This is a genomic window from Longitalea arenae (assembly GCF_016924755.1).
GTDB classification, from domain to species: domain Bacteria; phylum Bacteroidota; class Bacteroidia; order Chitinophagales; family Chitinophagaceae; genus Niastella; species Niastella arenae.
The window spans coordinates 64,391-88,581 of record NZ_JAFFJX010000010.1; the positions used below are offsets into that span (position 1 = coordinate 64,391).

A 24,191-nucleotide genomic window follows, 5' to 3' on the forward strand; every position below is an offset into this window, starting at 1 on the left:
GAAATATGCGAAGCAAACCAAAAGCAAACCCGAAGCAAACCCGGAGCTGATGTTCATGTGGCTAGCGGAATGACTTAATATTGGTGATGGCGAGGTTGGTAAAATCAATTTCCATATCAGGCAGGTAAGTGCCGGGCACATACTCGTCTGTTCCTTTGAGTTTATACCTGAGCTGGTTGCTATGCCTTTTGCTGATGAACATGAGGTCGTTGAACTTATCGGTGTAAAAACCCAGGCAATAGATGGTGATGTAATATTTGCCTTCGGGCACCCGGGGAATAGTGAATTGATTATTTGTGGGGTAGTAGATATTGCGTACAATGCCGGCGCCGGTATGGTCAAAACGGTCGAAGATCACCAATACAGAGTCGACCCGCGGACTGGAAGGGTTCCGGGGATGCAGACGAATCAATACGTTCACACTGTCAGGTAGTCTTTTTCTTTGTGCATTGGCGGTTTTCACTGTCAGCAGCGAAACCAGCATGGTCAGCACAATGACCGTTTTCATAGTTATCGATATTAGGGTACCGGAATAAAATTCACTGCATGGTTAGTATTTTTGCTAGGGCGATTTACTATTTGAAATCATTGATCTCTAATAAGTATTAACGCTTATCCGCTCAATTTCTTATCCGGAAAGCAGACTCTTTGACAGAATTAATAAAAAAAATCCCGTCCGGGCCAGGCCATGACGGGATCTTGATTGTAATTCAATATGTTGACAGGCTTTTCAAACCAGCTGATCGTTTGAAAAGCGCGCAGTTAAGCTTCGGCCATATCAGGGATGGCAGACACTTTATAAGCGCCGGCGTCCAGCTTTTCTTTGGTGGCTGAGAACGCTTCCAGGGTTTTCTGGATATCCTCGTCCGTATGAACCGCAGTAGGTATTAACCGGTAAATGATGTGTCCTTTCGGAATAACCGGGTACACCACGATAGAGCAGAATATGCCATAGTTCTCGCGCAGGTCCATCACCATGGCGGTAGCTTCTTCAACGCCGCCTTTCATGTACACCGGTGTAACCACAGAATCGGTCTTCCCGATATCGAAACCTCTTTCTTTCAGGCCTTTTTGGAGTTTGGTAGCCACATCCCACAGTTTTTTCTTTAACTCGGGACGGGTCATCAGCAGTTCGAGGCGTTTGAGGTTACCGATTACCAATGGCATGGGTAAACTTTTCGCGAAGATCTGGCTGCGGATATTATAACGGATATAGTCGATGATGGATTTGGGTCCGGCTATAAATGCACCGATAGAAGCCATGGATTTGGCGAAAGTGGAAAAATACAGGTCTATCTCATCCTGTACGCCTTGCTCTTCACCGGCGCCGGCGCCTGTTTTACCCAGGGTGCCGAAACCATGTGCATCATCAACCAGTAAACGGAATTCGTATTTCTTTTTAAGATCGGCTATTTCTTTCAGTTTGCCCTGATCGCCTGCCATACCAAATACCCCCTCGGTGATCACGAGGATACCGCCGGCTTTTTGTTTTTCGATCAGTGCGGTTGCGCGTTGCAATTGCTTTTCCAGGTCTTCCAGGTCGTTATGCTTGAATACATAACGGTGACCGGGGTGTAAACGAACGCCATCAATGATACAGGCATGGCTTTCGGCGTCGTAAACAATAATGTCGTGCCTTCCGCACAACACATCAATCAGGCTTACCATACCCTGGTAACCAAAATTCAACAATATGGCATCTTCTTTACCCTCAAATTCGGCCAGCTTTTTTTCCAGTAACTCGTGGTTATTTGAATTACCACTCATCATGCGGGCGCCCATCGGCAATGCCAGTCCGTACTGAGCAGCACCATCTGCATCCGCCTTCCGTATTTCAGGATGGTTGGCTAAACCCAGATAATTATTCAAACTCCATACGATCATTTCCTTTCCCCTGAACTTCATTCTGCTCCCGATCTCGCCCTCTAGTTTAGGAAACGCAAAATAACCATGAGCTCTTTCACGATGTTGACCTATTGGACCGGCATTCTTTAGTAATCTTTCAAAAATATCTGCCATAATATGGATTTTAATTAAACGGTTATTGCTGTTTTTGGCGAATGGCGCAAAGGTAGCGCTTTTAATGGTTTATTGCCTGTCCGGCACAACAAACGTTCAGCCGGGGCCTTCAACAGGTTGTTTAATGGCTGACCGAAAGAACGATCTTGCTCTTAGCATGGATAAACGGATAAAGCAGATGATTATTGAATTTGCTATAACAATTGTGTAAATAAAGGGGCCGATGAAACAATTTCGATATGAGGTTATTAAACAAACGATTGTGTAGTTGATTTTATAAAATTTTAATGTTCCGGTTTAGGCAGCCGGTTATCTTTGCCAAAATTAATTTTTAATGCGCCTTCTTTTAGCAACGATCTGTTTATTGCTGTTTTGTTTAATAGCGCCCGCTCAAACCAAAACCAGCCCAGCCACACCCACATCGGTTAGCCGCCCTAAATTGGTAGTAGGTATCGTAATTGACCAAATGCGATGGGATTATCTTTATCGCTATTACGACCGTTATGCTGCTGACGGGGGCTTTAAACGCTTATTGAACCAGGGCTTTTCCTGCGAGAACACCCTCATCCCATATGTACCCACGATCACTGCCTGCGGCCACACCTGCATTTATACCGGCAGTGTACCTGCCATACACGGTATCATCGGCAATGGCTGGTACGATCCGCAAAGGAAACGCAGTGTTTATTGTACCGAAGATTCATCGGTAACAACAGTAGGAGCCGCTGCCGGCGCACCCGGCGCTATGAGTCCGCGCAATATGTTCGTTACCACCATTGGCGATGAACTGAAACTGGCCACGAATTTCCGCAGCAAAGTGATCGGTGTAGCCGTAAAAGACCGCGGTGGTATTCTGCCGGCCGGTCATTCAGCCGACGCTGCTTACTGGTACGATTCGCGGAATGGCAACTGGATAACGTCTACCTACTACATGAACGAACTGCCCAAATGGGTGCAGGACTTCAATGCCCGCAAACTGGTTGATAAATACTATGCGATGGGATGGAATACCCTGTATCCCATTAACACCTACCTGCAAAGTACGGCCGATGAAAAGCCGTATGAAGGTAAACCACTGGGCGCCGATCAGAAAGGCTTCCCTTATGATTTAACCAAGTTTACGAATACTAACTATGGTGCAGTGTGCAGCACGCCCTACGGTAATTCCATGACCATTGAAATGGCCAAAGAAGCCCTGGTGAATGAAAAACTGGGGGCCGACAATTTCACCGATCTGCTGGCTGTGAGCTTTTCTTCGCCCGATTATATTGGCCATGCATTTGGTCCGAATTCCGTTGAACAGGAAGATGATTATCTGCGCCTGGATAAAGAACTCGGCGGCTTTTTCAATTTCCTGGATGCAAAGGTGGGCAAAGGACAATACCTGGTCTTTTTATCGGCCGACCATGCGGTAGCCCATGTGCCCGGTTTTATGAAAGAACATAAACTGCCTGGTGGTTCCGCGCCTGCCGGCCGCTGGCTGCAGGAACTGGGTAAAATATTATCGGCCAAATTTGGTAACGGAAAACTGATCATTGGCAATTACAATCACCAGCTTTATCTCGATCATAACCTGATCGATTCCCTGAAGCTCGATGAAGCGGCTATCAAGAAAACGATCGTGCAATACCTGGGCCGTCAGCCGGAAATTGCGCGGGTATTTGCCCTGGATAAATTGATGGAGGAACCGCTGACCGCCAAACAACGCGACATGGTGGCCAATGGTTATAACCAGCGCCTGAGCGGGGATATCGAAGTAATGCTGCAATCGAATTATATGGAAGGGGGCGCTACCGGTACTACCCACAGTGCCTGGAACCCATATGATTCGCATATCCCCTTATTGTTCTACGGCTGGCGTGTACCCGCCGGTAAAACCAACCGCGAAACCTATATGACGGATATTGCGCCTACTTTGGCCGCCATGCTGCGGATCCAAATGCCCAGTGGTAATGTGGGGGCGGTTATACCGGAGGTAGTGAAATAAACATAGTTGAAAGTTAATATACTCAAGGTGAGGTTCTCGTCAAGGGAAACTCACCTTTTTTTATTGCCGGTTGCCCCTTTACAGATCTTATGGCAGGCTGCCGCCGCTTTTTTATCAACGGCGATCCGATATAAGCCCTGCGCCAATATTTTTGTAATCCAAAATGACAACTATCATGATGTACTTTTTGCGCATAGAAACCCGGTGGCTATTGCTGCTGCTTGGCATTTTTGTGATCGAACCTTGCTTTGCCCAGCTGAACCTGGCCGGTAAACTTCCTATCGACAGCAAGGTAAAGATCGGCAGGCTGGACAACGGGCTTACTTATTATATCCGCCAGAATAAAAAGCCGGAACAGAAAGTGGAACTGCGCCTGGTATTGAATGCCGGTTCCATTCTGGAAGATGATGACCAGCAGGGGCTTGCCCATATGGCCGAACATATGGCCTTTAACGGCACCTCGCACTTCAAGAAAAATGACATCGTATCTTTTTTACAGGATATCGGCGTAGGTTTTGGCAATGACCTGAATGCCTATACCAGTTTCGATGAAACGGTTTACATGCTGCCCATACCAACCGATAAACCCGAAAACCTGGAAAAAGGTTTCCAGGTGCTGGAAGACTGGGCGCATAACGTAACCTATCTTGATGATGATATCAATGGCGAGCGCGCCATTATCCTCGAAGAAAGCCGCATGGGCAAAGGCGCCAATGAGCGCATCTTCCGGAAAATTTATCCAAAGCTGTTTGAAGGATCGAAATATGCGAGGCGGCTGCCGATAGGGGTAGACAGCATAATCAGGAATTTCCCGGTCGAAAATATTCGTAAATACTATAAAGATTGGTACCGGCCCAACCTCATGGCAGTGGTGGTTGTTGGCGACATTGAAATAGCAAAAGCCGAAGCAATGATCAAAAAGCATTTTGCCGGCTTAAAGAATCCTGCTTCCCCCCGCGAAAGAGAGTATGCCGATGTGCCGCCTTATACCGCTTCCCAGGCAATGGTGGTGACCGATAAGGAAGCCACCAGTAACCGGGTGGCCATCAATTATCCGGCGGTTAAGAAAGCAGCACCGGTAACGGTAGGCGATTACCGCAAGGACCTGGTACAACAGATGTTTGTGTCTATGTTAAATGAACGTTTGCAGGAACTGACGCAGAAGGAGAACCCACCCTTTATTTATGGGGGCGCGGATTTTGATTCCTATGCCCGCGGTTATGAGTCGTTCAATGCGATGGCGGCAGCAGGCACCGGCGATGCGCAAAAGGCACTGGAGGCCCTGGCCGAAGAAATTGAGCGCGTAAAACGTTTTGGTTTTACGGCGCCTGAACTGCAGCGGGCAAAGAAATCGGTGATGGCTGAATACGAAAGAGCTTATAACAATCGCGCAAAAACAGAATCGGCCGATTATGTGGAGGAATATATAAATCATTTTCTCACGCAGGAACCGATCCCCGGTATTGAAAAAGAGTATGAATATGCGAAAGCCCTTTTACCGGCCATTACGCTTAGTGAAGTAAATGCAGTGTCGAACCGCATCAAAGAGCAGAAGAACCTCTTTGTGTACATGAGCGGTCCTGAACCAAAAGAAACAGATAAGCTGCCTGCTGAAAAAGATCTGCTGGCGATTATCGATGCAAAAGCGAAGGCCGATATTAAACCATACCAGGAAAAGGTCATCGCCAGCACCTTGCTGACCAAGGAACCGAAAGCGGGTAAAGTGCTCACTGTTAAGAAGAATTCGCAACTAGGCACTACTGAATATACGCTGAGTAATGGTATAACGGTGACCTTAAAGCCAACTGATTTCAAAAGCGACCAGATCATTATGGGCGCTACCCGCCCCGGTGGCAAGAACAGTTACGGGTTGGCAGATAAATACAATGCTGAATATATGGTTCCGGCCACGGTTGCCATGGGGGTAGGCCAGTTTTCACCTACTGATCTGGGTAAGGCGCTGGCAGGAAAAACGGTGCGCGTTGAACCCGTGTTCACCACCATTTCAGATGGCTTCAGCGGCAATAGCAGCGTTAAAGACCTGCCCACCTTGTTTCAGTTAACGTATTTACAGTGTACTGCTCCTCGTGCAGATACGGCTTTGTTCAGGGCTTTTGTACAAAAGAATAAATTGCAATTTGCTAAGATCGATGCCAATCCAAAGGCTGCTTTCGTGGATACCTTGTATAAGACCTTCTTCAATAACAATCCACTGGCGCCCGTTGTGGTGCCCAACAGTGCAGACTTTGATAAGATCGATCTTGACCGGGTGCTGGCCATCCGCCGGGAACATTTAGGCGATTGCAGCAATATGCATTTTGTTTTTGCCGGCAGTTTTACGGAAGCAGCCATTAAACCGCTGATAGAAAAATATCTCGCCAGTTTGCCGGTAAGCGATAAAAAATTCAGCATCACAGATAATAAAGTGCGGCCGGTGGAAGGGAAAAGAACATTCACGGTAAATAAGGGTAAAGAAGACCAGAGCATGATACTGGCATTTTATACAGGCGAAACACCGTATAATGAAGACCTGGAGCTGAAAGCGCATGCACTGAGTGAAGTGTTGAACATTCGCATTATTGAAGAATTGCGCGAGAAGATCCAGGGTATTTATGGCGGCGGTACTTATGCAGAGCTGGAAAAATATCCGTATAACAATTTCAGTTTTGTGGTACAACTGCCTTGCGGTCCGCAAAAAGTAGATACACTGGTAAAAGCGATCAAACAGGAGTTGAATGCCATGGCAACTGCAGGGCCCGATACAAGTTATCTGAACAAAGTAAAAAAGCAATGGCTTGAACAACATAAACTGAACCTGAAAGAGAACGGGGTTTGGGTGAAAAAACTACTCCACTACAAATTGCAGGGTGGCGATGCCGGCAGGTTCGTTCAATATGAGAAGTACGTGAATGCATTGGCACCGAAAGACATCCAGGAGGCTGCCAAACTGGTGCTCGCAGGCAATGAATTCCTGGCCATTCAAATGCCGGAAAACGGAAAAGCAGGAACGGAAGCGGAGTCTAAAAAAGGATTTTAGGAGCTAAATAACTAAAGCACAATATAGAACCGGGGGTGTCTCAAATGAAAGAGACACCCTTTTTTTATACGGTTACCGGAAGGCCGGGTAGCCGTTCATGTGATACTGGGCAGATTGGTTGTTTGCACCGCCTTTACTGTGATGGTTATGTGTATAATATTGAAATGCAGTGCAATTGAGCGAGTGGATGATGTTGGCATAAAATGCAAAAGACAAATCTGCGCAAACACTGGCGGGACAAGCACTTCGTGACTAACTTGCTCATTCGTTTTATTGATAAAAAAGGGCAAAAAAATTTTTTTATTTTAGTTTTACCACTAACTTGCAGGAACAAACGGATATAGCGAACTCCTCCCTAGTTGTGTTTTTGCTTTCATTATTAAATGGCTTGGTTGTATAACAAGCATTGGCCCTTCATGAATACTGTTAGAGACAGCATTAATTGACTGATTACTGTGCAGACGGAAGTCACGTATGTAGAATAAACATAAAATTATTGGTAAGATATCCCGGAGGTGAGAGGTGTCTTAGTACCGGCTTTAATTAGTAGCGGGTAAAGCTTTGTTCATACAAGCATCGTTAAGTTGCTCTGAAAAATTACCCGTTTAACGATTTCGCTGGTTTAGGGGTTGCTAGATCACGACAGTCGGCCGCATGGCTGGCTGTCTTTTTTTTGCCCCGGCCCGGTAAACGTATCGATCGCTTACAGGGTTTGGTGTTCAGGAAACGTTTTTGGGTAAGCGAAGGGGGTGGTGAATGGTCAATGGTGAATGGTGAATGGTCAATGGTGAATGGCTCGCTGTTTTTTGGGATGCGATTGCAATTGCTGCTTGTCGGTTGCGATTGCCAATTGCCAATTGATGTATTGCCCATTGCCAATTGATGTATAGCCGATTGCAACTGCCAACTGCGAACTGCGAATTGCGATTTGCCCGTTGCCAATTGATGAATTGCCGATTGCAACTGCCAACTGCCAACTGCGAATTGCGATTTGCCCATTGCCAATTGATGTATTGCCCATTGCCAATTGATGTATTGCCCATTGCGAACTGCCCATTGCCTGGTGTCGATTGTGAAACGAAATGTGCATTCATAGACCATTGACCATTCACCATTGACCAATGGGATTTATTGCGTATTGTGAAAGAGATGTGCATCAATTGCCCATTGACCATTCACCATTGACCAATTGAAAATAATATCTTAAATCAAGATCCTTACCCTCACTTTTATCTTGTCATTAACGATTAACCCGCTGTAACACAGCTTATATGCTTAAAGTTTGTTAATTGAACGGTTGTCCACATTTTTAATTAAACAGGGCATGTATTTTGGCGTCTCAACCGTAACCAAATCGATTACATATGAAACGGGTTCTACAGTTTTTGCCAGTACTTGCGATCTTAACAACAGCTTCAGTCAGTTCATCCCAGGCTCAGGTGAGTGTAAATGTAAATATCGGTGCGCAACCCATGTGGGGACCTGCCGGTTATGCCGATGTGGATTATTACTACCTGCCGGATATTGAATGTTATTATTATGTGCCCAGGCGTCAGTTCGTGTACTTAAGCGGACCTAACTGGGTGTTCTCTTATAACTTACCGGCCCGCTGCCGCAACTATGACCTGTACAGCGGTTATAAAGTGGTTTGCAGTGGCCCAAGGCCTTACATGCACTTCAGCGATCACCGCGTAACATACGCCCGTTACAGGAACTACAGGGGCCACCAGCAGTGTTGGCGCGATTACCGCGGCCGCGACGATTATTATGATGGTCCACGCGGTCATGGACATGGTCATTACAAACATCATGGGCGTGGCCACGATCGCGATCATGGGCATGGGCGCGGACATGGACGTGGTCATCATGATCATGACAGATGGTAGTAGCCAAAGTGTATAGTGACGGATGTTATGTTTATATAGCAGGTGAGCGGATGCAGGGCATGCGATGTTTACAGAAGATACAAGTTTTAAATACTATTGAAGTCCGGCGTTGAAAAATGAAAAAGCCGGTAGTAAATGGCTGGTGGCGAGTGGGAAACAGCTTTGGATATTTCCTACTGGTTACCAGCTACTCACTACCAGCTTACCACTTCAGCGCCGGATCTTTTATAGTAAGCGCTAAACTTTAACGCTGATCTTCATACCTCTTACTTCATACTTCTTACTTCATATTTCTTACTTCCTACTTCGTACCCCGTACTTGGCATCAATTGGAATTCAAGCCTGAGGTAAGCCTAAGCTACAGTGATATCCTTATCCAAGTACACATCCTGTGTAGCATGTAATAACTCGATGCCTTCTTTAAATGGCCTTTGAAATGCTTTCCGGCCAAGGATCAATCCCATACCACCGGCGCGTTTATTAATAACAGCAGTATATACCGAATCGGCGAGGTCGCTGGCGCCCTTGCTTTCTCCACCGCTATTGATCAGTCCCACCCGGCCACTGTAACAATTCAACACCTGGTAACGGCAAAGATCGATGGGGTGATCACTGGTTAGTTTGTCATACACCAGGTTGGAAGTTTTACCATGTTTGGTGGCCAGGTAACCGCCGTTGTTGGTAGGCAGTTTCTGCTTAATGATATCGGCCTGCAGGGTAACACCCAGGTGATTGGCCTGCCCGGTAAAGTCGGCAGCCGTATGATAATCCACTCCCTCTACTTTGAAACCACTGTTACGGGTATAACACCACAGGATGGTGGCCATGCCCAACTCATGCGCTATTTCAAAGGCTTCAGCCACTTCTTTTAACTGGCGGGCGCTTTCTGCAGAACCCCAGTAAATAGTAGCCCCAACCGCCACGGCGCCCATGTTCCAGGCGCTTTTGATGGTACCAAACATGGTTTGATCATATTTATTGGGCATACTCAGGAATTCATTGTGATTGATCTTTACGACAAAGGGAATGCGATGGGCATATTTGCGGCTCATAATGCCCAATACCCCATATGTACTGGCTACAGCATTACAACCACCTTCAATAGCGAGTTTGATTATATTTTCCGGATCGAAATAAATGGGGTTGGGGGAGAAGGCAGAACCTCCGCTGTGTTCAATACCCTGGTCAACCGGGAAGATGCTGCAAAAACCGGTATTGGCCAAACGGCCATTGCTTAATAATGTTTGCAGGCTGCGCAGTACCTGGTTGCTGCGATTGCTGTTCAGCCAGATCTCTTCAATGTGATTAGGTGAGGGAAGTGTGATCGTGGACTTGTCAATAGTCTTGCTTTTGTGTTCGAGCAAATAAGCGGCTTTGTCACCAAGCAGTTCGATAATTTTTTTTGACGGCATACTTGTTATTTAGTTTGTGTGAATTGTCAATGGAATTGCCGTATGCAAACAATAAGCCACGCATCAATGATACACGTATGGGCAATCGTCAATCAGCTGATCGCTGGTGATAAGTGGCTGGTGGAAACTTAATTCGTAGCCCGCTACTAAAACGATCCTCACGTCATTTCTGCCTTTGCCTACTCGCCCACCTGCCATTAGCTCCCCTTCAGGGGAAGCAAAGATATGCCGTACAAGGGCACCATACAACGAAAGTCCCGGCGGTGCCGCCGGGACTGATATCATATCTTTTAAACCAGTAAAGGAATATGAAACTAAATTCTAAACTTTAAGCATTTCTGTTAATGCAATTCAAATCATTAAACGCAATTTCTAAACGTTTAATAAAATTTTCTTCGCCCTTACGCAACCAGGTACGCGGATCGTAGTATTTTTTGTTTGGTTTATCCGGCCCTTCGGGGTTGCCCAGCTGATCCTGCAGATATCCTTCGCTCTTTTTGTAATAGTTCAGGATACCTTCCCAGAAAGCCCATTGCAGATCGGTATCAATATTCATCTTGATAGCGCCATAACTGATCGCCTCCCTGATCTGGTGTTGAGGTGAACCGCTGCCGCCATGGAATACGAAGTACACGGGTTTTTCGCCGGTCTTGAATTCTTTTTTAATATACTCCTGGCTGTTCTTCAGGATCTCGGGACGCAGTTCCACGTTACCCGGACTATAAACTCCATGCACATTGCCGAATGCAGCAGCTACCGTGAACAAACGGCCTACTTTGCCTAACTGCTCATAAGCATAGGCTACGTGCTGCGGCTGTGTATATAATTTTTCATTTTCAACACCGCTGTTATCAACGCCGTCTTCTTCACCACCGGTAACACCCAGTTCGATCTCGATACCCATGCCCAGGGGCTGCATGCGTTTGTAATAGTCAACAGAGGTATGAATATTCTCTTCGATCGGCTCTTCGCTCAGGTCGAGCATGTGTGAGCTGAACAAAGGTTGTTTTTTCTCTTTAAAGAATTGTTCGCCGGCATCGATCAAACCGCTGATCCAGGGTAACCATTTTTTAGCGGCATGGTCGGTATGCAGCACTACCGGTACGCCATAATATTTTGCTACATTATGAATATGCAATGCGCCGGAAATAGCGCCGGAAATATTGCCCTGTAACTGATCGTTGGGCATGCCTTTACCGGCAATGAACTGTGCACCACCATTGGAAAATTGAATGATAACGGGGGAGTTTACTTTTGCGGCTGTCTCAAGGGTCGCATTGATCGTATTAGTGCCAATTGTATTTACGGCAGGTAAAGCAAACTGGTTTTCCTTAGCATCTTTATACAGGGCCTCCAATTCTTCACCAAAGAGTACGCCTGGTTTGTATTTTTTCATCTTTTTCAGTGTTAAAGCGTCTGTTAGTTAATTGAGTATCAAAAGCGTTGGAAATTATTTAAAGAATTATGTCTTTTTTTAATAAGGCGCGAAGATAGTCAATTTAGCAGAAAATGAGTATCGGATACATGATTGCCGGTTAACGGGCTGGCTGTTAAGGATATTGGACCCTACCTGGCCGGGCAATACCCTGAACACCGGAATATTGATGGCATAGCGGTTACAAAGCTCCAGGATGCGGCGGTCGATCTGTTCCTGCGAATAACGCGCTGAAAAGTGGCCGAGAATAAGGTTATCGTGAATGACATGTCGGGAATTGCTTGAACGGGTGAGTGTATTATGGATTTTCTATTAATCTTCAAACTTGCCCAGGTTCTTCTGGATCAGTTTTAAATTCTTTTGCAGGGTTTGTTTCAACTGCCGTTTTACCAGCTGACCCATGGAGCCGCATTTGTAAAACTGCTGGTTATGGAAATAATCACCCAACTCGGTGCGCAACTGGTGGAGCTTTGCCGGCACAGAGATCTGGTCTTTCGCCATGATGTTCAGCAATTCCATTAAGCGAAAACGCGAAGAAGCCACCCGGAAGGCCATCATGGTCCTTTCTTCCGTTTGATACTGGTGAATACTTTCTTTATTGAGCAGTTTAGAACAGAGGTCTACCAGCGCATAGTTCTCCTTAAAGAACTGTGGCATGTACAGGTTCTTGCGTCCTTCATACGATTGCTGATCGAAGTCGATGGCGCGGATGCGGTATTGATAGTCCTCGATATCGGGTGTAATATCTACCACGAAATTGTAAGAGCGCATATCGCCCAGTAACCGCACAAAACAACGTTCGTTGAATTTGACGAATTCTTTCGCCAGCCTGATCTTGTTGGTATGCGGATCGTTGAGGTGATTGGCGATGAAAACATCGCCCGGAATACCGGGAATATGTTCCTCCACCAATGTGTTCTGGTTGGTGAGGTAAGTGATCCGGTTGGGTGAAAGAATATGTTCCAGTTCCAGTCCGTAAATACGCGAAGCATCGGCTATCTTGATATAGTAATGGTCGTAATTGTCGTTATATTTATTCACGATGCGGATGCGGAAGGGGTTCGAATTGCCAAAGCTGCAATAATCTATCCGGGCTACATCGAGATGACTGGTGAAAGTGAGATCACCTTCTGTTTTTAAAATAGCGTACATCTGTACCAGTCCGCTCCGGATAAATTCCCAGTCGCGCATATCGTACACAACCGTTTCCCAGTAGGTATCGTTTCCCAGTTTATCTTTTAATGGCAAAGAATACGTAATGTGCAGCAGATCGTTGTACAGGACGGGCAATTTCACTTCACGGCCATGGTTTTTCAGGTAGGCGCGCAAGCGGTCATTTACCGGGAACATAGGTTTCTTGCGGGATGGCTTATTGGGCTCCTGGTGATCGATGGTAGAATGCATAATGTGCTGATCTGCTAATTTGCTAATGTGCTGATGAACTACGGCAAGCGACAGCATTCATATCAACTGTCAGCTGGCAATCGTCGTTGGTCAAATTTACGGTATGCTTTGCAACAATCTGCTGAAATAAGCGGGGGCGTTGAGCAGGCGGCTGCCGTACCAGCTGAACATCTGGCCATCCACCAACATGATCCTGGTATCGGGTAAATGCGCCTGCAGTTCATCCACATGTTTTTGTTGAAAGGGATAAGGTTCCGAGGAAAGTAATAATAACTCGCACCGGGCCAGTTGCCAGGTGTCGATGGCAGGATAGCGGATCATATCGCCAAATACATTGGTAAGTCCGCAACGGGTGAGCATATCATGAATAAAGGTATCCTTACCAACGGTCATATACGGATTGCGCCAGATCAGGTAGCCGGTCTTAATATTATAGAATCTCTTTTTAAGGTTCATAAATGCCGAAGTGATCTGGCTTACTAAAAAAGAGGCCCGGTGGGCGGTGCCGGTAATGCGGCCAATTTGTTCAATCATCTCCAGCGCATCGTCGAGATTATTAATATCTGTCGTAAATACGGGAAATTCTTCAGCCAGGGCTGATACCTGTTCTTTTACATTTTCTTCTTTATTGGCAATAATGAGGTCGGGCTCTAATTGCCGGATGGCGCCGGTATTGATGTTTTTGGTGCCGCCTATCCTGGTCTTTTGCCGGAACCAGCTTTCGGGGTGAATACAAAATTTGGTAATACCAGTCACCCGGTCATCGAGCTGTAAAGTGTACAGCAATTCTGTTATGGAGGGAACCAGGGACACGATGCTGCGGGGTGTAGCCGGCAGCTCAATCACATGGCCCAGCTGATCGATGTAGGCAGGCATAAAGTAATTTGCTGATTTGCTGATTTGCTAATGTGATAATGTGATAATTTGATAATATGATAATGTGATAATGCCGGCGAAAGCCAGCCATGTCGTTTTAAGGAACACAATAAGCTGCAAAAGTACTGAAGATAGGCATTGGTTGCTTGAAAGCTGCTTTGAACGTTCTGCCACCGGCCTGATGGCCTTTGAAAGGTTAAATGAAAAGAATGAGGAAAAAACGAAAGTGGGAGGGCGTATTGCCGGGAAAGTTGAGCGTCCGGCGGTTTAGGTCGTTTTATGCGTTTGCTTTTTGACCCGGCGTCAAGCATTTTGCGTGGGAGACCGCTGCTGCCTCCTGCTAAAAGCATTGACGGTTTTAGCAGGAGGGGTTATTGGAGTTAAGCAGACGGTTTTTAACACACAGGAATTGGAACTACCTCGGTCTTTATCGGACGTTGGATTTTAGATACTGGTTGATCACAGGATATACTTGGTGGTTTTCACAGAATACTCGGTTGTCACGGACATTGGATCTGGATAGTGGATTTTATAGAATGATATCGGATTGTAAAAATGAAGTTGACTGGTACTGGATCTTAAGCTTTTTATTGGATATTGAACACGAACAGTTTTCCCTGAACATTGGATTTAGATTGATTAGTAATCAATCAACTTCTGACACAAAATTACATCTAAAGGAAATGTTAACAAGCGCAGAAACTCTCGATTTAAACCGTTCGGTAATTACTGCAAAATTAGTAGCTGTCCATGGCTGTTATACGTAGTATTTCCGCGTGCATGAAGTAATAATACGATGACCCGGATGATGGGCTATGTTTTTTATTGATCGGGATCAAGCATTTTGTAAAAACCTTATGGATGAAACGCCCTTCCAGTAAGGGTTTCACGGGATATCCACAGCTTAATCCGGAATTTCTTTGCATTAAACGAGTAAGCGCTGCCATTGATCGAATAAAGTCATACCACGGCAAAAACATCAGCATCTTTGTACAGTCAAAACGTTGTTGACGTACCCTGAAAAGATCACGTACCCTGAACACGAACAAAACCTTACTCCTGAAGTAGAAAGAACCCCTGATCCCTAATTTAGTTTATAGTTTTTTTGGTTTTTGATCCGTACCCCGTATCCAATATCGTGAAAACCAGAAATCTCTATCAGCAAACCAGTCCTTAGTTAAAACCGTCCAAAGTACCTGAACAAGATTTCACAAAGGCGCCCTGCTAATACCGGGGCGCTTTGTTTTGTCAATGTGCCAATGTGCTGATTTGCTGATTCGCTAATGAAAAATGCAAAACGCAAAGCGTTTTGCATCCTGGAGCTGTATTTCATTAGCATATCAGCACATTAGCAAATCAGCTAATTGCCCAACGCCTGTATAACATCATATTTGGTAACGATATGATAATTCCCCAGTTCATCTTTACTCAACACTGCACCATTGTCTTTATTGATGAGGGTGCGCAGTTTTTCGATCGGCGTATTAAAATCAACTACCGGGAAAGCGGGTTCCATAACAGCGGCGATGGTTGCATTCTTGATATCAGGATTTGAAAATACTTTCTGGAATAAACCACTTTCACTGATGGCGCCTACCATACCGCTGCCATTAATGACGGGGATATGTTCGATATCATATTTCCGCATGAGTTCTACCGCTTCCGCCACGGTGCGATTGGGATCGATGGTGATAAGCTTTTGTTTGGCGGCCCGGCTGTTAATGATGTCTTTGCAGGTCTTCACATCCATAAAGCCCCTTTCCATCATCCATTGGTCATTGTAGATCTTGGCAACATAGCGGCTTCCATGATCATGGAAGATACAAACCACCAGGTCGTCTTTGGTCAAAGGAAATTGAGCGGCTACCTGCATCAATCCCTGGATGCAGCTGCCGGCGCTGTAACCACAGAAAATACCTTCGTCCTTAGCCAGGCGGCGGGCCATAACAGCGCCATCCCGGTCTGTGACCTGTTCAAAATGATCGATGACGCTCATGTCGTAATTTTCGGGAACAAAATCTTCTCCAAACCCTTCAGAAATATAGGGGTGCACTTCATTCATATCTATTTCGCCCGTACGAAAATATTTGGTGAGCAGGGATCCATATACGTCGATTGCCCAGACTTTGATGTTGGGATTTTTTTCTTTCAGGAACATGGCTGTACCGGTTACTGTACCACCGGTACCTGCGGTACAAACCAGGTGGGTTATTTTTCCATCGGTTTGTTTCCAGATCTCAGGGCCGGTAGTTTCATAATGGGCCAGCCGGTTGGCCAGGTTATCGTACTGGTTGCAGTGAAATGAATTGGGAATTTCTTTGGCCAGGCGGCGGGCTACGGAATAATAACTGCGCGGATCCTCGGGCTCAACATTGGTTGGACAAACAATTACTTCTGCGCCTACTGCTTTTAAGATATCTACCTTTTCTTTGGATTGTTTGTCGGTAGTCGTGAAAATACATTTATACCCTTTTACGCAGGCTGCAAGCGCGAGTCCCATGCCGGTATTCCCGCTGGTGCATTCAATGATGGTGCCTCCAGGTTTTAATTTTCCTTCCTGTTCAGCAACCTCGATCATTTTAATGGCCATGCGGTCTTTGATCGAATTGCCCGGATTAAAATAATCGACTTTGGCAAGCACGGTGGCCGGCAGCTGCCGGGTGATCTTGTTGAGCTTGATAAGTGGCGTATTTCCAATCGTTTCAAGAATATTATTTTTAATATCCATGTAGTGTTTGTTTATTCAGGCAAAGGTATGTCTTTAATGGCTAGTGGTGCGCAGCTGACCCTTCTAACCGGCCCTTTCGTTGACAAGCTGACAGTTTACCAGGCAGGTAACATATTGAAAACTTAACTTTTTTAACCGCCCGGCTTTCCAAGTTTTTTAATGACCCGGTGCTAAATTTGTATCGGAGAACTTAATAATGAAAGTGTATTTTATCAGTGGGATGGCTGCCGATAAGCGGGTGTTTAAATACATACAGTTACCGGCAGGATTTGAAGCCGTTTACCTGGATTGGATTAGACCTGATAAGGAAGACACCCTTCCTTCCTATGCCCTGCGTCTGGCAACCGGCATTAATACCAATGAACCCTTTGCACTGGTAGGTCTGTCATTTGGCGGTATGCTGGCGGTGGAGATCGCGAAACGATATCAGCCCGCAGTAACCATTCTGATCTCCAGTATACCTGTCTCTAACCACTTACCCGGTTATTTCCGCACGGCTGCTAAAATCGGCTTGCATAAAATAATACCGGTATCCCTGTTAAAAACATCGGCAGCCGCGAAAAGATTTTTCACCAGGGAAAAGAGCGACGTTAAAAAATTACTATGGCAGATCATTCATGAAAGCGATGCCGCTTTCATTCGCTGGAGCATGAATGCCATTCTGAACTGGCAAAATGAAATTATTCCGCAACCTGTGTGGCATATTCATGGAACGGGAGATGAAATACTACCAGTTAAGTATACACAACCTACACATACGATCCCGAAAGAAGGCCATATGCTGGTAATGACGAATCCGGCGAAAGTAAATGCGGTACTGGCCACAGCGCTTACCGTTGCTGCCCGGGCCTGATGTTTGAACCTTTCTTCAACCGTTATAAGATGAGAAAGAGCTGTTTAGAAAACAGGCTTTTTTACTTATCAACAATGCCTTTATAAGTTATAAATTTGACGATGCCTAATAAAAACTGGTACGTTTTTTAGAAAAAGATGTTGTTGGTAAAAACAAGTTTTTTCTTTGTTTTCATGCCTTACATTTGCGACCCCTTTGGGGATACCAGCTTTGGCTACGAGATTAAAAAAAACTGCAAATTCTAATAGATGGAAGTAAAGTACATTCAGAAGATCGCTGAAAAATTATCGTTCAGCATTAAGCAGATCACTAACATTCACCAGTTGCAAAGCGAAGGGGCTACCATTCCGTTCATGGCCCGTTACCGCAAGGAAGCGACCGGCAATATGGATGAAGTGGGTATTACCCAGGTTGTTGAGCAGATCGCTTATTTTTCTGAACTGGATAAGCGCAAGGAAACAGTTATTAAAACGATTGAAGGCCTGGGGAAATTAACACCCGAGCTGAAAGAACGGATCGAGAACTGTTTCGACGCTACCGAGCTGGAAGATATTTATCTGCCCTACAAACCCAAGCGCAAAACAAGAGCAACCCAGGCCATTGAAAAGGGGCTTGAGCCCCTGGCGAAACTGGTATTTGAACAGGGCGGTGAAAATCCTGAGGAAGCAGCAGCCAAATTCCTGAATGAGCAGGTAAAAGATGTTAAGGAAGCGCTCCAGGGCGCCCGCGACATTATTGCAGAGTGGGTAAGTGAAAATGAGCAGGCGCGTAATAAAGTGCGTCAGCAATTCACAGAGACCGCCAAGCTCACTTCAAAAGTCCTGAGCAGCAAAAAAGAAGAAGAGGAAGCACAGAAATACCGCGATTACTTTGAGTTCAATGAGAACCTGGCCGATAGTCCTTCCCACCGCATACTGGCCATACGCCGCGCAGAAAAAGAAGGGTACCTGGTCATGGATATCAATATCGACAAACAAAGCGCTGTTGATGAACTGAACAGAACTTTTGTAAAAAATAACAATCCTTTCGCCAATGAAGTGAAGAAAGCGATCGACGACTCATTCGATCGTTTATTGAAACCTTCTATTGAAAATGAATTCCGCCTGGCAAGCAAGAACAAAGCCGATGAAGAGGCGATCCAGGTATTTACCGAGAACCTGCGGCAGCTGTTGCTGGCTTCGCCCCTGGGCTCAAAACGGGTACTGGCGCTTGACCCGGGTTTCCGTACGGGTTGTAAACTGGTATGTCTCGACGCGCAGGGTAACCTGGTACATAATACAACGATCTATCCGCACCCGCCACAGAATGAATGGCAGAAGAGTGTGGCTGAGCTAAAATTCCTGGTCGATAAATACGATATTGAAGCCATTGGGGTTGGGAATGGTACTGCGGGCCGCGAAACAGAACAACTGGTGCGCAGCATTGACTTCGGTAAACCGGTCAGCGTATTCCAGGTAAATGAAAGCGGCGCTTCTATTTATTCCGCATCGGAAGTGGCGCGCGAAGAATTCCCCGATCATGATGTAACGGTTCGTGGCGCAGTAAGCATTGGCCGCCGTTTGCTCGATCCGTTGAGTGAGCTGGTGAAAATAGATCCCAAATCAATTGGTGTTGGTCAATACCAGCACGATGTTAACCAAACCCGACTGAAAGAAGCACTGGACAGGGTAGTGGAGAGTGCAGTGAACTTTGTAGGAGTGGATGTAAATACCGCTTCTAAACACCTGCTGGTATATGTTTCCGGTTTAAGCAATACACTGGCTAAAAATATTGTTGAATACCGCGCGAAGAATGGTCCCTTCAAGACCCGTGATGAATTGAAGAAAGTGCCGATGATGGGACCCAAATCTTTTGAACAATGCGCCGGTTTCTTACGGATCCCTGGTGCTGAGAATCCGCTGGATAATTCTTCGGTGCACCCCGAGAGCTACCATGTGGTAGAAAGCATGGCAAAAGACCTGCAGGCTTCCCTGGAAGACCTGATCAAAAAAGCCGAGCTGCGTAAAAAGATCAACAAGAAACAATACATCTCAGAAAGCATTGGTGAATATACCATCGATGATATCCTGAAAGAGCTGGAGAAACCCGGCCGCGACCCCCGCGCCCCGATCGAGGAGTTCCGCTTCGATGACACCATCAAGGCCATTGAAGATGTAAAACCTGGTATGACGGTGCCTGGCATTATCACCAATATCACCAACTTTGGGGTATTCGTTGATATTGGGGTTAAGCAGGATGGACTGGTGCATATTTCCCAGTTGAGCAATACCTATGTTTCTGATCCCAACGAAGTGGTGAAGCTGCAACAAAAGGTAATGGTTACCGTTACTGATGTGGATGTGGCCCGCAAAAGGATCTCGCTTACCATGAAGGATCAGGCCAAGGGTGGCGGTGGCGAAAGACGCAGCGGCGGCGGAGCTGACCGCAAACCAGCTGCCAGCGGAAAAGGACAACTGAAAAAGCTGGAGCCGCTGAATCCCTTCCAGGCGAAGCTGGCGGAATTGAAGAAGAAGTTTAATGACTAGTTAAAAAATCAACTGGTTGAAAAGCGAAATACAAAAGCCTCTGCTGATAGCGGAGGCTTTTTGCTTACTGGTAATTTCTGATTTTGAGATTTTGTGATTTGCTCCGATTTGAATGCTCCCATAGATCTCAAAATCTCTAAATCACAAAATCTCTGAATTTCTTACTTATTGTATTCCCATCTATGAGCTCTTACTTTCAGTTTTCGTTTTCCGGTAATTCAAATAGCGATCGAGCAACACCAGGGCCAGCACCACATTGATCATCATAAAAATGGTGGTATAAGTGCTATTAATAAACTGGCCGGGGTCCAGGTGATTGAGTTTGCCGAGGTTGATCGGGGAAGCACTTTCCGTTGGGCCGGCGGCCGACCAGTTCATCTGGCCAATACCGGCGATGAGCAGTGCCAGAATACTGCAGATAAAAAAGCCGGCAATGCCCCAGATGATCCGTTTGTTGATATAGGATTTGGCAGCAGGGGCTATGTGATATTTGCTGATCGATTCCATAATGTTCTGGGTGAATCGCATGGACGGTTCATCCAGTTCCAGGTGATTACTTAGCAGGTCTTGTAATTGCAGCAGTTCCTGGTATTTGGTTTTCCATCCCTGGTTGGTGGCTATTAGTTGTTCAATAAACAAGCGGTCATCGGCGCTGCCGGCGCCATCGATATAATTCCACAAACGTTCCTCCATATTTTGATGCTTGTTCATAACATTACTTTTTTATACTTCCTTACCGCCAAAGGTGCAATAGGGAAGCGTTTTCAATGCGTCAACTCATTAACGATCTCCGCATAGTGTTTCACCATTTTCTCCTTCAACCGCTGCCGGGCGCGATGCAGTTTTACCTTGGCGGTATTGGGGTCGATGCCCAGGATGCGGCCGATCTCTTCCAGGCTTTGTTCAGCCTGGTAAAAGAGGGTAATGATCCGCGCATCATCAACACTCAATAAGCGCATGGCTTCCTGAATGGCCTGCGCCTTTGATTTCTGTTCTACCTGGTTGGCCCTGAAAGCGGAATTCTGGTTGTCTGCGACCTCAAACACCCGTTCATTATCGAGCGAGTGCACCGGTATTCTTTTCTTGCGTAAAAAGGTGATACAGGTAGTGGTCACAATGGTATATAACCAGGTGCTGAATTTGGAATCGCCGCGAAAATCGGCCAGGCTGCGATAGGCTTTTACAAATACATCCTGGGCTATTTCTTCGGCGTCTTCCCGGTTGGGCGTATAGCGCAAGGCGATGGTGAAAACGAAGTTCTGGTATCGTTTTACCAATTCAGCATATATTGCCTGGTCGCCTTTCAGCACCCTGCTTATGATCTCGGTATCAACCGGTCCGGTTTGCATTATTAACGGTATGACGATGTACAATTAAAATAGGTTACAGCCATTGGGGCATTAGCTGTGCCGGAATCGGGTACACCTGATTATCAGTCGCTTATTAAAAGGGATATTACCAAACTGTCCGCTTTTGATACTTATCTGTTCATTTATGAAATAAATTGACCGCCTTACCTGTAACCTCGCCGCGACGGCCGTAGTCATAAATGCATAGAACTTAAAAAATATACAATATGGATAAAGGAGTATTAGCTATCGTCTGGTTGATCATCTCTTCTTTGGCATTGCTTATCATGATCTTTGGCATCCGGTATCTGATAAGCCGGGAAAACCTGGCCATGCTGGAAAAAGGATTGAATCCCCGGGATAAGATCAACCGCCCGGCGCCTTATACCAATTTGAAATGGGGCCTGCTGCTCTTTGGCGCAGGTATGGGCCTGGCCTTATCTTATTTTATTACGCAGTACATGCTGCATGATTATGAGAACCCGGCCTTGTGGTTTGCCTTTATTGCAATGGGCGGTGGTACCGGTTTAATAATTTCTTACCGCATCGAGAAGAAAGAATTACTGGATAACAACCCCCTGACCTCCTAACCTTTTGAACGGGGACCCTTAAAGGGTAACCGCCGATTGTAACCGCAACTACCAACATAAATAAGAAAACCCCGGAATTGATCCGGGGTTTTCCAGATATGATCATCTCTGTTTATTTTGCCATTAGCAAATCAGCACATCAGCAAATCAGCACATTGCTTATTTTTTCTTCATTTCCGCAATTGCCTTCGCAAGCGCTGCATCATCGGTATTACTAACCTCATAATAACCTTCCATGCGCCAGATCTGACGGGCCAGCCAGGTCTTGATCCGTTTCTCGATCTCCACTTTATCGCGCTCGGGAACGTTTTGTACGTTCACGCCGTTTTTGCCCGCGTAGGCCACCAGGTTGCTCCAGGCGGTGCGGGTATCGCTATAGCGACGCGCAAAATCAGCCGGGCTCTTGAATTGATCGAAATAGGATTTGTTTTGCTGATAGTAGATATAAATGAATTTGCTGAACAGCTGGTTATCGAACAGCACGTACACATTGCTGGAAAAAGTGGCTGTATCAAAGGGAATGAAAATATCGGGGGTAATGCCACCGCCGCCGTATACGATCCTGCCGCTTTTGGTCTTATAGGCCGGACCGCTATGTTTCGTAACCGTATCGCCATTTACCAGTTCGCCGTTCTCAAAACGTTCGGCCAGTTCATCATTATAGGCATCGCGGCCCTTGTTATACGGTTTTTGAATGTTACGGCCAAGCGGCGTATAATAACGGGCCACGGTTAAGCGCAGTGCCGATCCATCGCTGAGGTCATATTGTTCCTGCACCAGGCCCTTGCCGAAAGTACGGCGGCCGATGATGGTAGCGCGGTCCCAGTCCTGCAGCGCCCCGGCCACTACTTCACTGGCGCTGGCAGAGCTTTCATCTACCAGCAGCACCAGTTTGCCGGTTTCAAAAAGACCCGGCCTTTTGCAATGGTATTCTATTTTCTCCTGTTTGTTGCCCTGGGTATAAACGATGAGCCGGTCATTGCCCAGGAATTCATCAACAATATCGGTCGCTTCGGTAAGTATGCCACCGCCATTGCCGCGCAGGTCGAAAATGAGTTTGGTCATGCCTTTGGCCTGCAGGGTCTCCATCGCTTTCATAAATTCCTCATAGGTGGTACCGGAGAACTTGTTCAGGTGTATGTAGCCGGTAGCCGTATCGATCATATAAGCCGCATCAACAGAATACAGGGGAATGGTTCCGCGGGTAATGCTGGCTTTTATCTGTTTGCCGTTGCGTAAAACGGTCACTTCTACCTTGCTGCCGCCTACGCCCCGCAGGAAGTCTTTTATTTTATCGCCATTAATGGCCTTGCCGGTTACCATGGAGTCGCCTACTTTCAGGAACTTATCACCTACCTGTAAGCCGGCTTTGTCGCTGGGGCCGTCTGACAGTACATTGGTAACATGAACAGTGTCGTCGATGATAAAGAATTCAACGCCGATGCCTTCAAAATTACCTTGCAGGTCTTCGTTTATTTCTTCTACGTTAGAAGCGGGAATAAAAACAGAGTGGGGATCGAGGTGGGCCAGCATCACCTGGATGGCCTCTTCGGTAAGGGTGTCGGTATTAACCTTGTCAACATATTTCAAATTAACCAGGTCAACCACTTCCTGTAATACGGAACGCTTACCACTGTTAAAAATGCCGCGGGAGCCAGGTACGTTCTGCCTTAAAGCCGAACCGATGAACATACCCAGGATCAATACAAGAGAAAATAACAGTGGCATCCATACTTGAAGTCTTTTCATCTGCAATTATATAGTTTGTTTTAATAAGGCCGGTCCTTCCGGGTACATACCCTTAACTGCCTTTTTTGCGTACACCGCAACATCCAGCCCGAGGCTGTAAGTGAATTTGCCGGAAGAGCAAAGAAACAGCATCGCAATGGATAGAAATCTATAAATTTTCGGCGAAGTTCATAATTAATTTGCAAGTAGCGGTTTTTTGTTTTGAGTGGTTACAGGCCGCATTATTCCGGCACTTTTAACCAATAAAGGGTGGGGGAAGGGCCTGTAGCCTTAGGCGGCTTGCGTTTTTATGCAAGGTATATGCCTGGCTTTCAGCATGGTTGTTTCAGGTATGCGTCTTA

17 protein-coding genes are annotated in these 24,191 nt (G+C 46.1%); 6 read left to right on the forward strand and 11 right to left on the reverse strand.

What is annotated here, in order from left to right; all coding sequences use genetic code 11:
- Window positions 1-61: 61 nt before the first annotated feature.
- On the reverse strand, window positions 62-508 hold the full coding sequence (locus JT717_RS19160) for a peptidase associated/transthyretin-like domain-containing protein (RefSeq protein ID WP_205512544.1): 447 nt from the start codon (window positions 506-508) through the stop codon (window positions 62-64).
- A 254-nt stretch (window positions 509-762) separates the two neighbouring features.
- Window positions 763-2,019, reverse strand: a complete 1,257-nt coding sequence (locus JT717_RS19165) for an aminotransferase class I/II-fold pyridoxal phosphate-dependent enzyme (protein ID WP_205512568.1) — start codon at window positions 2,017-2,019, stop codon at window positions 763-765.
- A 334-nt stretch (window positions 2,020-2,353) separates the two neighbouring features.
- Here JT717_RS19165 and pafA point away from each other — a divergent pair, with 334 nt between their 5' ends.
- Together pafA and JT717_RS19175 are read left to right on the forward strand one after the other, a co-directional pair.
- Window positions 2,354-4,006, forward strand: coding sequence for an alkaline phosphatase PafA (gene pafA / locus JT717_RS19170; RefSeq protein ID WP_240348255.1), 1,653 nt, complete (start codon window positions 2,354-2,356; stop codon window positions 4,004-4,006).
- Between the two features lie 175 nt (window positions 4,007-4,181).
- Window positions 4,182-7,043 carry a M16 family metallopeptidase gene (locus tag JT717_RS19175; protein WP_205512571.1) on the forward strand — a complete coding sequence of 954 codons (2,862 nt, stop codon included), beginning with the start codon at window positions 4,182-4,184 and terminating at the stop codon, window positions 7,041-7,043.
- Window positions 7,044-7,824: 781 nt separating this feature from the next.
- Here the strand turns inward: JT717_RS19175 and JT717_RS19180 are convergent.
- Entirely contained in the window at window positions 7,825-8,100 is a 276-nt protein-coding gene (locus JT717_RS19180; protein ID WP_205512573.1) for a hypothetical protein, read from the reverse strand.
- 307 nt (window positions 8,101-8,407) lie between these two features.
- Here JT717_RS19180 and JT717_RS19185 point away from each other — a divergent pair, with 307 nt between their 5' ends.
- Window positions 8,408-8,929, forward strand: a complete 522-nt coding sequence (locus tag JT717_RS19185) for a hypothetical protein (RefSeq protein WP_205512574.1) — start codon at window positions 8,408-8,410, stop codon at window positions 8,927-8,929.
- A 353-nt stretch (window positions 8,930-9,282) separates the two neighbouring features.
- Here the strand turns inward: JT717_RS19185 and JT717_RS19190 are convergent, their stop codons facing one another.
- The 5 genes from JT717_RS19190 to JT717_RS19210 form a co-directional block, all read right to left on the reverse strand.
- Complete coding sequence (locus JT717_RS19190) at window positions 9,283-10,341, reverse strand: class I fructose-bisphosphate aldolase (RefSeq protein WP_205512576.1); 1,059 nt, start codon at window positions 10,339-10,341, stop codon at window positions 9,283-9,285.
- A 328-nt stretch (window positions 10,342-10,669) separates the two neighbouring features.
- Complete coding sequence (gene fbaA / locus JT717_RS19195) at window positions 10,670-11,737, reverse strand: class II fructose-bisphosphate aldolase (RefSeq protein WP_205512577.1); 1,068 nt, start codon at window positions 11,735-11,737, stop codon at window positions 10,670-10,672.
- A 351-nt stretch (window positions 11,738-12,088) separates the two neighbouring features.
- Window positions 12,089-13,180 carry a hypothetical protein gene (locus JT717_RS19200; protein WP_205512579.1) on the reverse strand — a complete coding sequence of 364 codons (1,092 nt, stop codon included), beginning with the start codon at window positions 13,178-13,180 and terminating at the stop codon, window positions 12,089-12,091.
- Window positions 13,181-13,276: 96 nt separating this feature from the next.
- A complete protein-coding gene (locus tag JT717_RS19205) occupies window positions 13,277-14,056 on the reverse strand; it encodes a helical backbone metal receptor (protein ID WP_205512587.1) in 780 nt (259 codons plus the stop codon).
- A 1,360-nt stretch (window positions 14,057-15,416) separates the two neighbouring features.
- Window positions 15,417-16,784: a pyridoxal-phosphate dependent enzyme gene (locus tag JT717_RS19210; protein WP_205512589.1), complete on the reverse strand. Its 1,368-nt coding sequence runs from the start codon at window positions 16,782-16,784 to the stop codon at window positions 15,417-15,419.
- Window positions 16,785-16,980: 196 nt separating this feature from the next.
- On the opposite strand from JT717_RS19210, the gene JT717_RS19215 reads away from it, so the two are divergent.
- Together JT717_RS19215 and JT717_RS19220 are read left to right on the forward strand one after the other, a co-directional pair.
- Complete coding sequence (locus tag JT717_RS19215) at window positions 16,981-17,637, forward strand: alpha/beta fold hydrolase (RefSeq protein WP_205512591.1); 657 nt, start codon at window positions 16,981-16,983, stop codon at window positions 17,635-17,637.
- A gap of 248 nt (window positions 17,638-17,885) precedes the next feature.
- Complete coding sequence (locus tag JT717_RS19220; protein ID WP_205512593.1) at window positions 17,886-20,162, forward strand: Tex family protein; 2,277 nt, start codon at window positions 17,886-17,888, stop codon at window positions 20,160-20,162.
- Window positions 20,163-20,342: 180 nt separating this feature from the next.
- Here JT717_RS19220 and JT717_RS19225 read toward each other — a convergent pair whose 3' ends face one another.
- Both JT717_RS19225 and JT717_RS19230 read right to left on the reverse strand, forming a co-directional pair.
- Complete coding sequence (locus tag JT717_RS19225) at window positions 20,343-20,873, reverse strand: hypothetical protein (protein ID WP_205512595.1); 531 nt, start codon at window positions 20,871-20,873, stop codon at window positions 20,343-20,345.
- 53 nt (window positions 20,874-20,926) lie between these two features.
- The gene (locus tag JT717_RS19230) at window positions 20,927-21,511 is read right to left on the reverse strand and encodes an RNA polymerase sigma factor (RefSeq protein ID WP_205512597.1); all 585 of its coding nucleotides are present in this window, start codon (window positions 21,509-21,511) and stop codon (window positions 20,927-20,929) included.
- A gap of 227 nt (window positions 21,512-21,738) precedes the next feature.
- On the opposite strand from JT717_RS19230, the gene JT717_RS19235 reads away from it, so the two are divergent.
- Entirely contained in the window at window positions 21,739-22,101 is a 363-nt protein-coding gene (locus JT717_RS19235; RefSeq protein ID WP_205512599.1) for a DUF6249 domain-containing protein, read from the forward strand.
- A 159-nt stretch (window positions 22,102-22,260) separates the two neighbouring features.
- Here the strand turns inward: JT717_RS19235 and JT717_RS19240 are convergent, their stop codons facing one another.
- On the reverse strand, window positions 22,261-23,850 hold the full coding sequence (locus JT717_RS19240; RefSeq protein WP_205512601.1) for a S41 family peptidase: 1,590 nt from the start codon (window positions 23,848-23,850) through the stop codon (window positions 22,261-22,263).
- Window positions 23,851-24,191: the final 341 nt, after the last annotated feature.

Bases quoted from the DNA above. Each gene is read 5' to 3' on its own strand.
- JT717_RS19210 (WP_205512589.1), bottom strand. From the start codon at position 16,784: ATGGATATTAAAAATAATATTCTTGAAACGATTGGAAATACGCCACTT.
- pafA (WP_240348255.1), top strand. From the start codon at position 2,354: ATGCGCCTTCTTTTAGCAACGATCTGTTTATTGCTGTTTTGTTTAATA.
- JT717_RS19220 (WP_205512593.1), top strand. From the start codon at position 17,886: ATGGAAGTAAAGTACATTCAGAAGATCGCTGAAAAATTATCGTTCAGC.
- JT717_RS19225 (WP_205512595.1), bottom strand. From the start codon at position 20,873: ATGAACAAGCATCAAAATATGGAGGAACGTTTGTGGAATTATATCGAT.
- JT717_RS19185 (WP_205512574.1), top strand. From the start codon at position 8,408: ATGAAACGGGTTCTACAGTTTTTGCCAGTACTTGCGATCTTAACAACA.
- JT717_RS19180 (WP_205512573.1), bottom strand. From the start codon at position 8,100: ATGGGCAGTTCGCAATGGGCAATACATCAATTGGCAATGGGCAATACA.
- JT717_RS19235 (WP_205512599.1), top strand. From the start codon at position 21,739: ATGGATAAAGGAGTATTAGCTATCGTCTGGTTGATCATCTCTTCTTTG.
- JT717_RS19165 (WP_205512568.1), bottom strand. From the start codon at position 2,019: ATGGCAGATATTTTTGAAAGATTACTAAAGAATGCCGGTCCAATAGGT.
- JT717_RS19160 (WP_205512544.1), bottom strand. From the start codon at position 508: ATGAAAACGGTCATTGTGCTGACCATGCTGGTTTCGCTGCTGACAGTG.
- JT717_RS19190 (WP_205512576.1), bottom strand. From the start codon at position 10,341: ATGCCGTCAAAAAAAATTATCGAACTGCTTGGTGACAAAGCCGCTTAT.
- JT717_RS19175 (WP_205512571.1), top strand. From the start codon at position 4,182: ATGATGTACTTTTTGCGCATAGAAACCCGGTGGCTATTGCTGCTGCTT.
- JT717_RS19205 (WP_205512587.1), bottom strand. From the start codon at position 14,056: ATGCCTGCCTACATCGATCAGCTGGGCCATGTGATTGAGCTGCCGGCT.
- fbaA (WP_205512577.1), bottom strand. From the start codon at position 11,737: ATGAAAAAATACAAACCAGGCGTACTCTTTGGTGAAGAATTGGAGGCC.
- JT717_RS19215 (WP_205512591.1), top strand. From the start codon at position 16,981: ATGAAAGTGTATTTTATCAGTGGGATGGCTGCCGATAAGCGGGTGTTT.
- JT717_RS19230 (WP_205512597.1), bottom strand. From the start codon at position 21,511: ATGCAAACCGGACCGGTTGATACCGAGATCATAAGCAGGGTGCTGAAA.
- JT717_RS19200 (WP_205512579.1), bottom strand. From the start codon at position 13,180: ATGCATTCTACCATCGATCACCAGGAGCCCAATAAGCCATCCCGCAAG.
- JT717_RS19240 (WP_205512601.1), bottom strand. From the start codon at position 23,850: ATGAAAAGACTTCAAGTATGGATGCCACTGTTATTTTCTCTTGTATTG.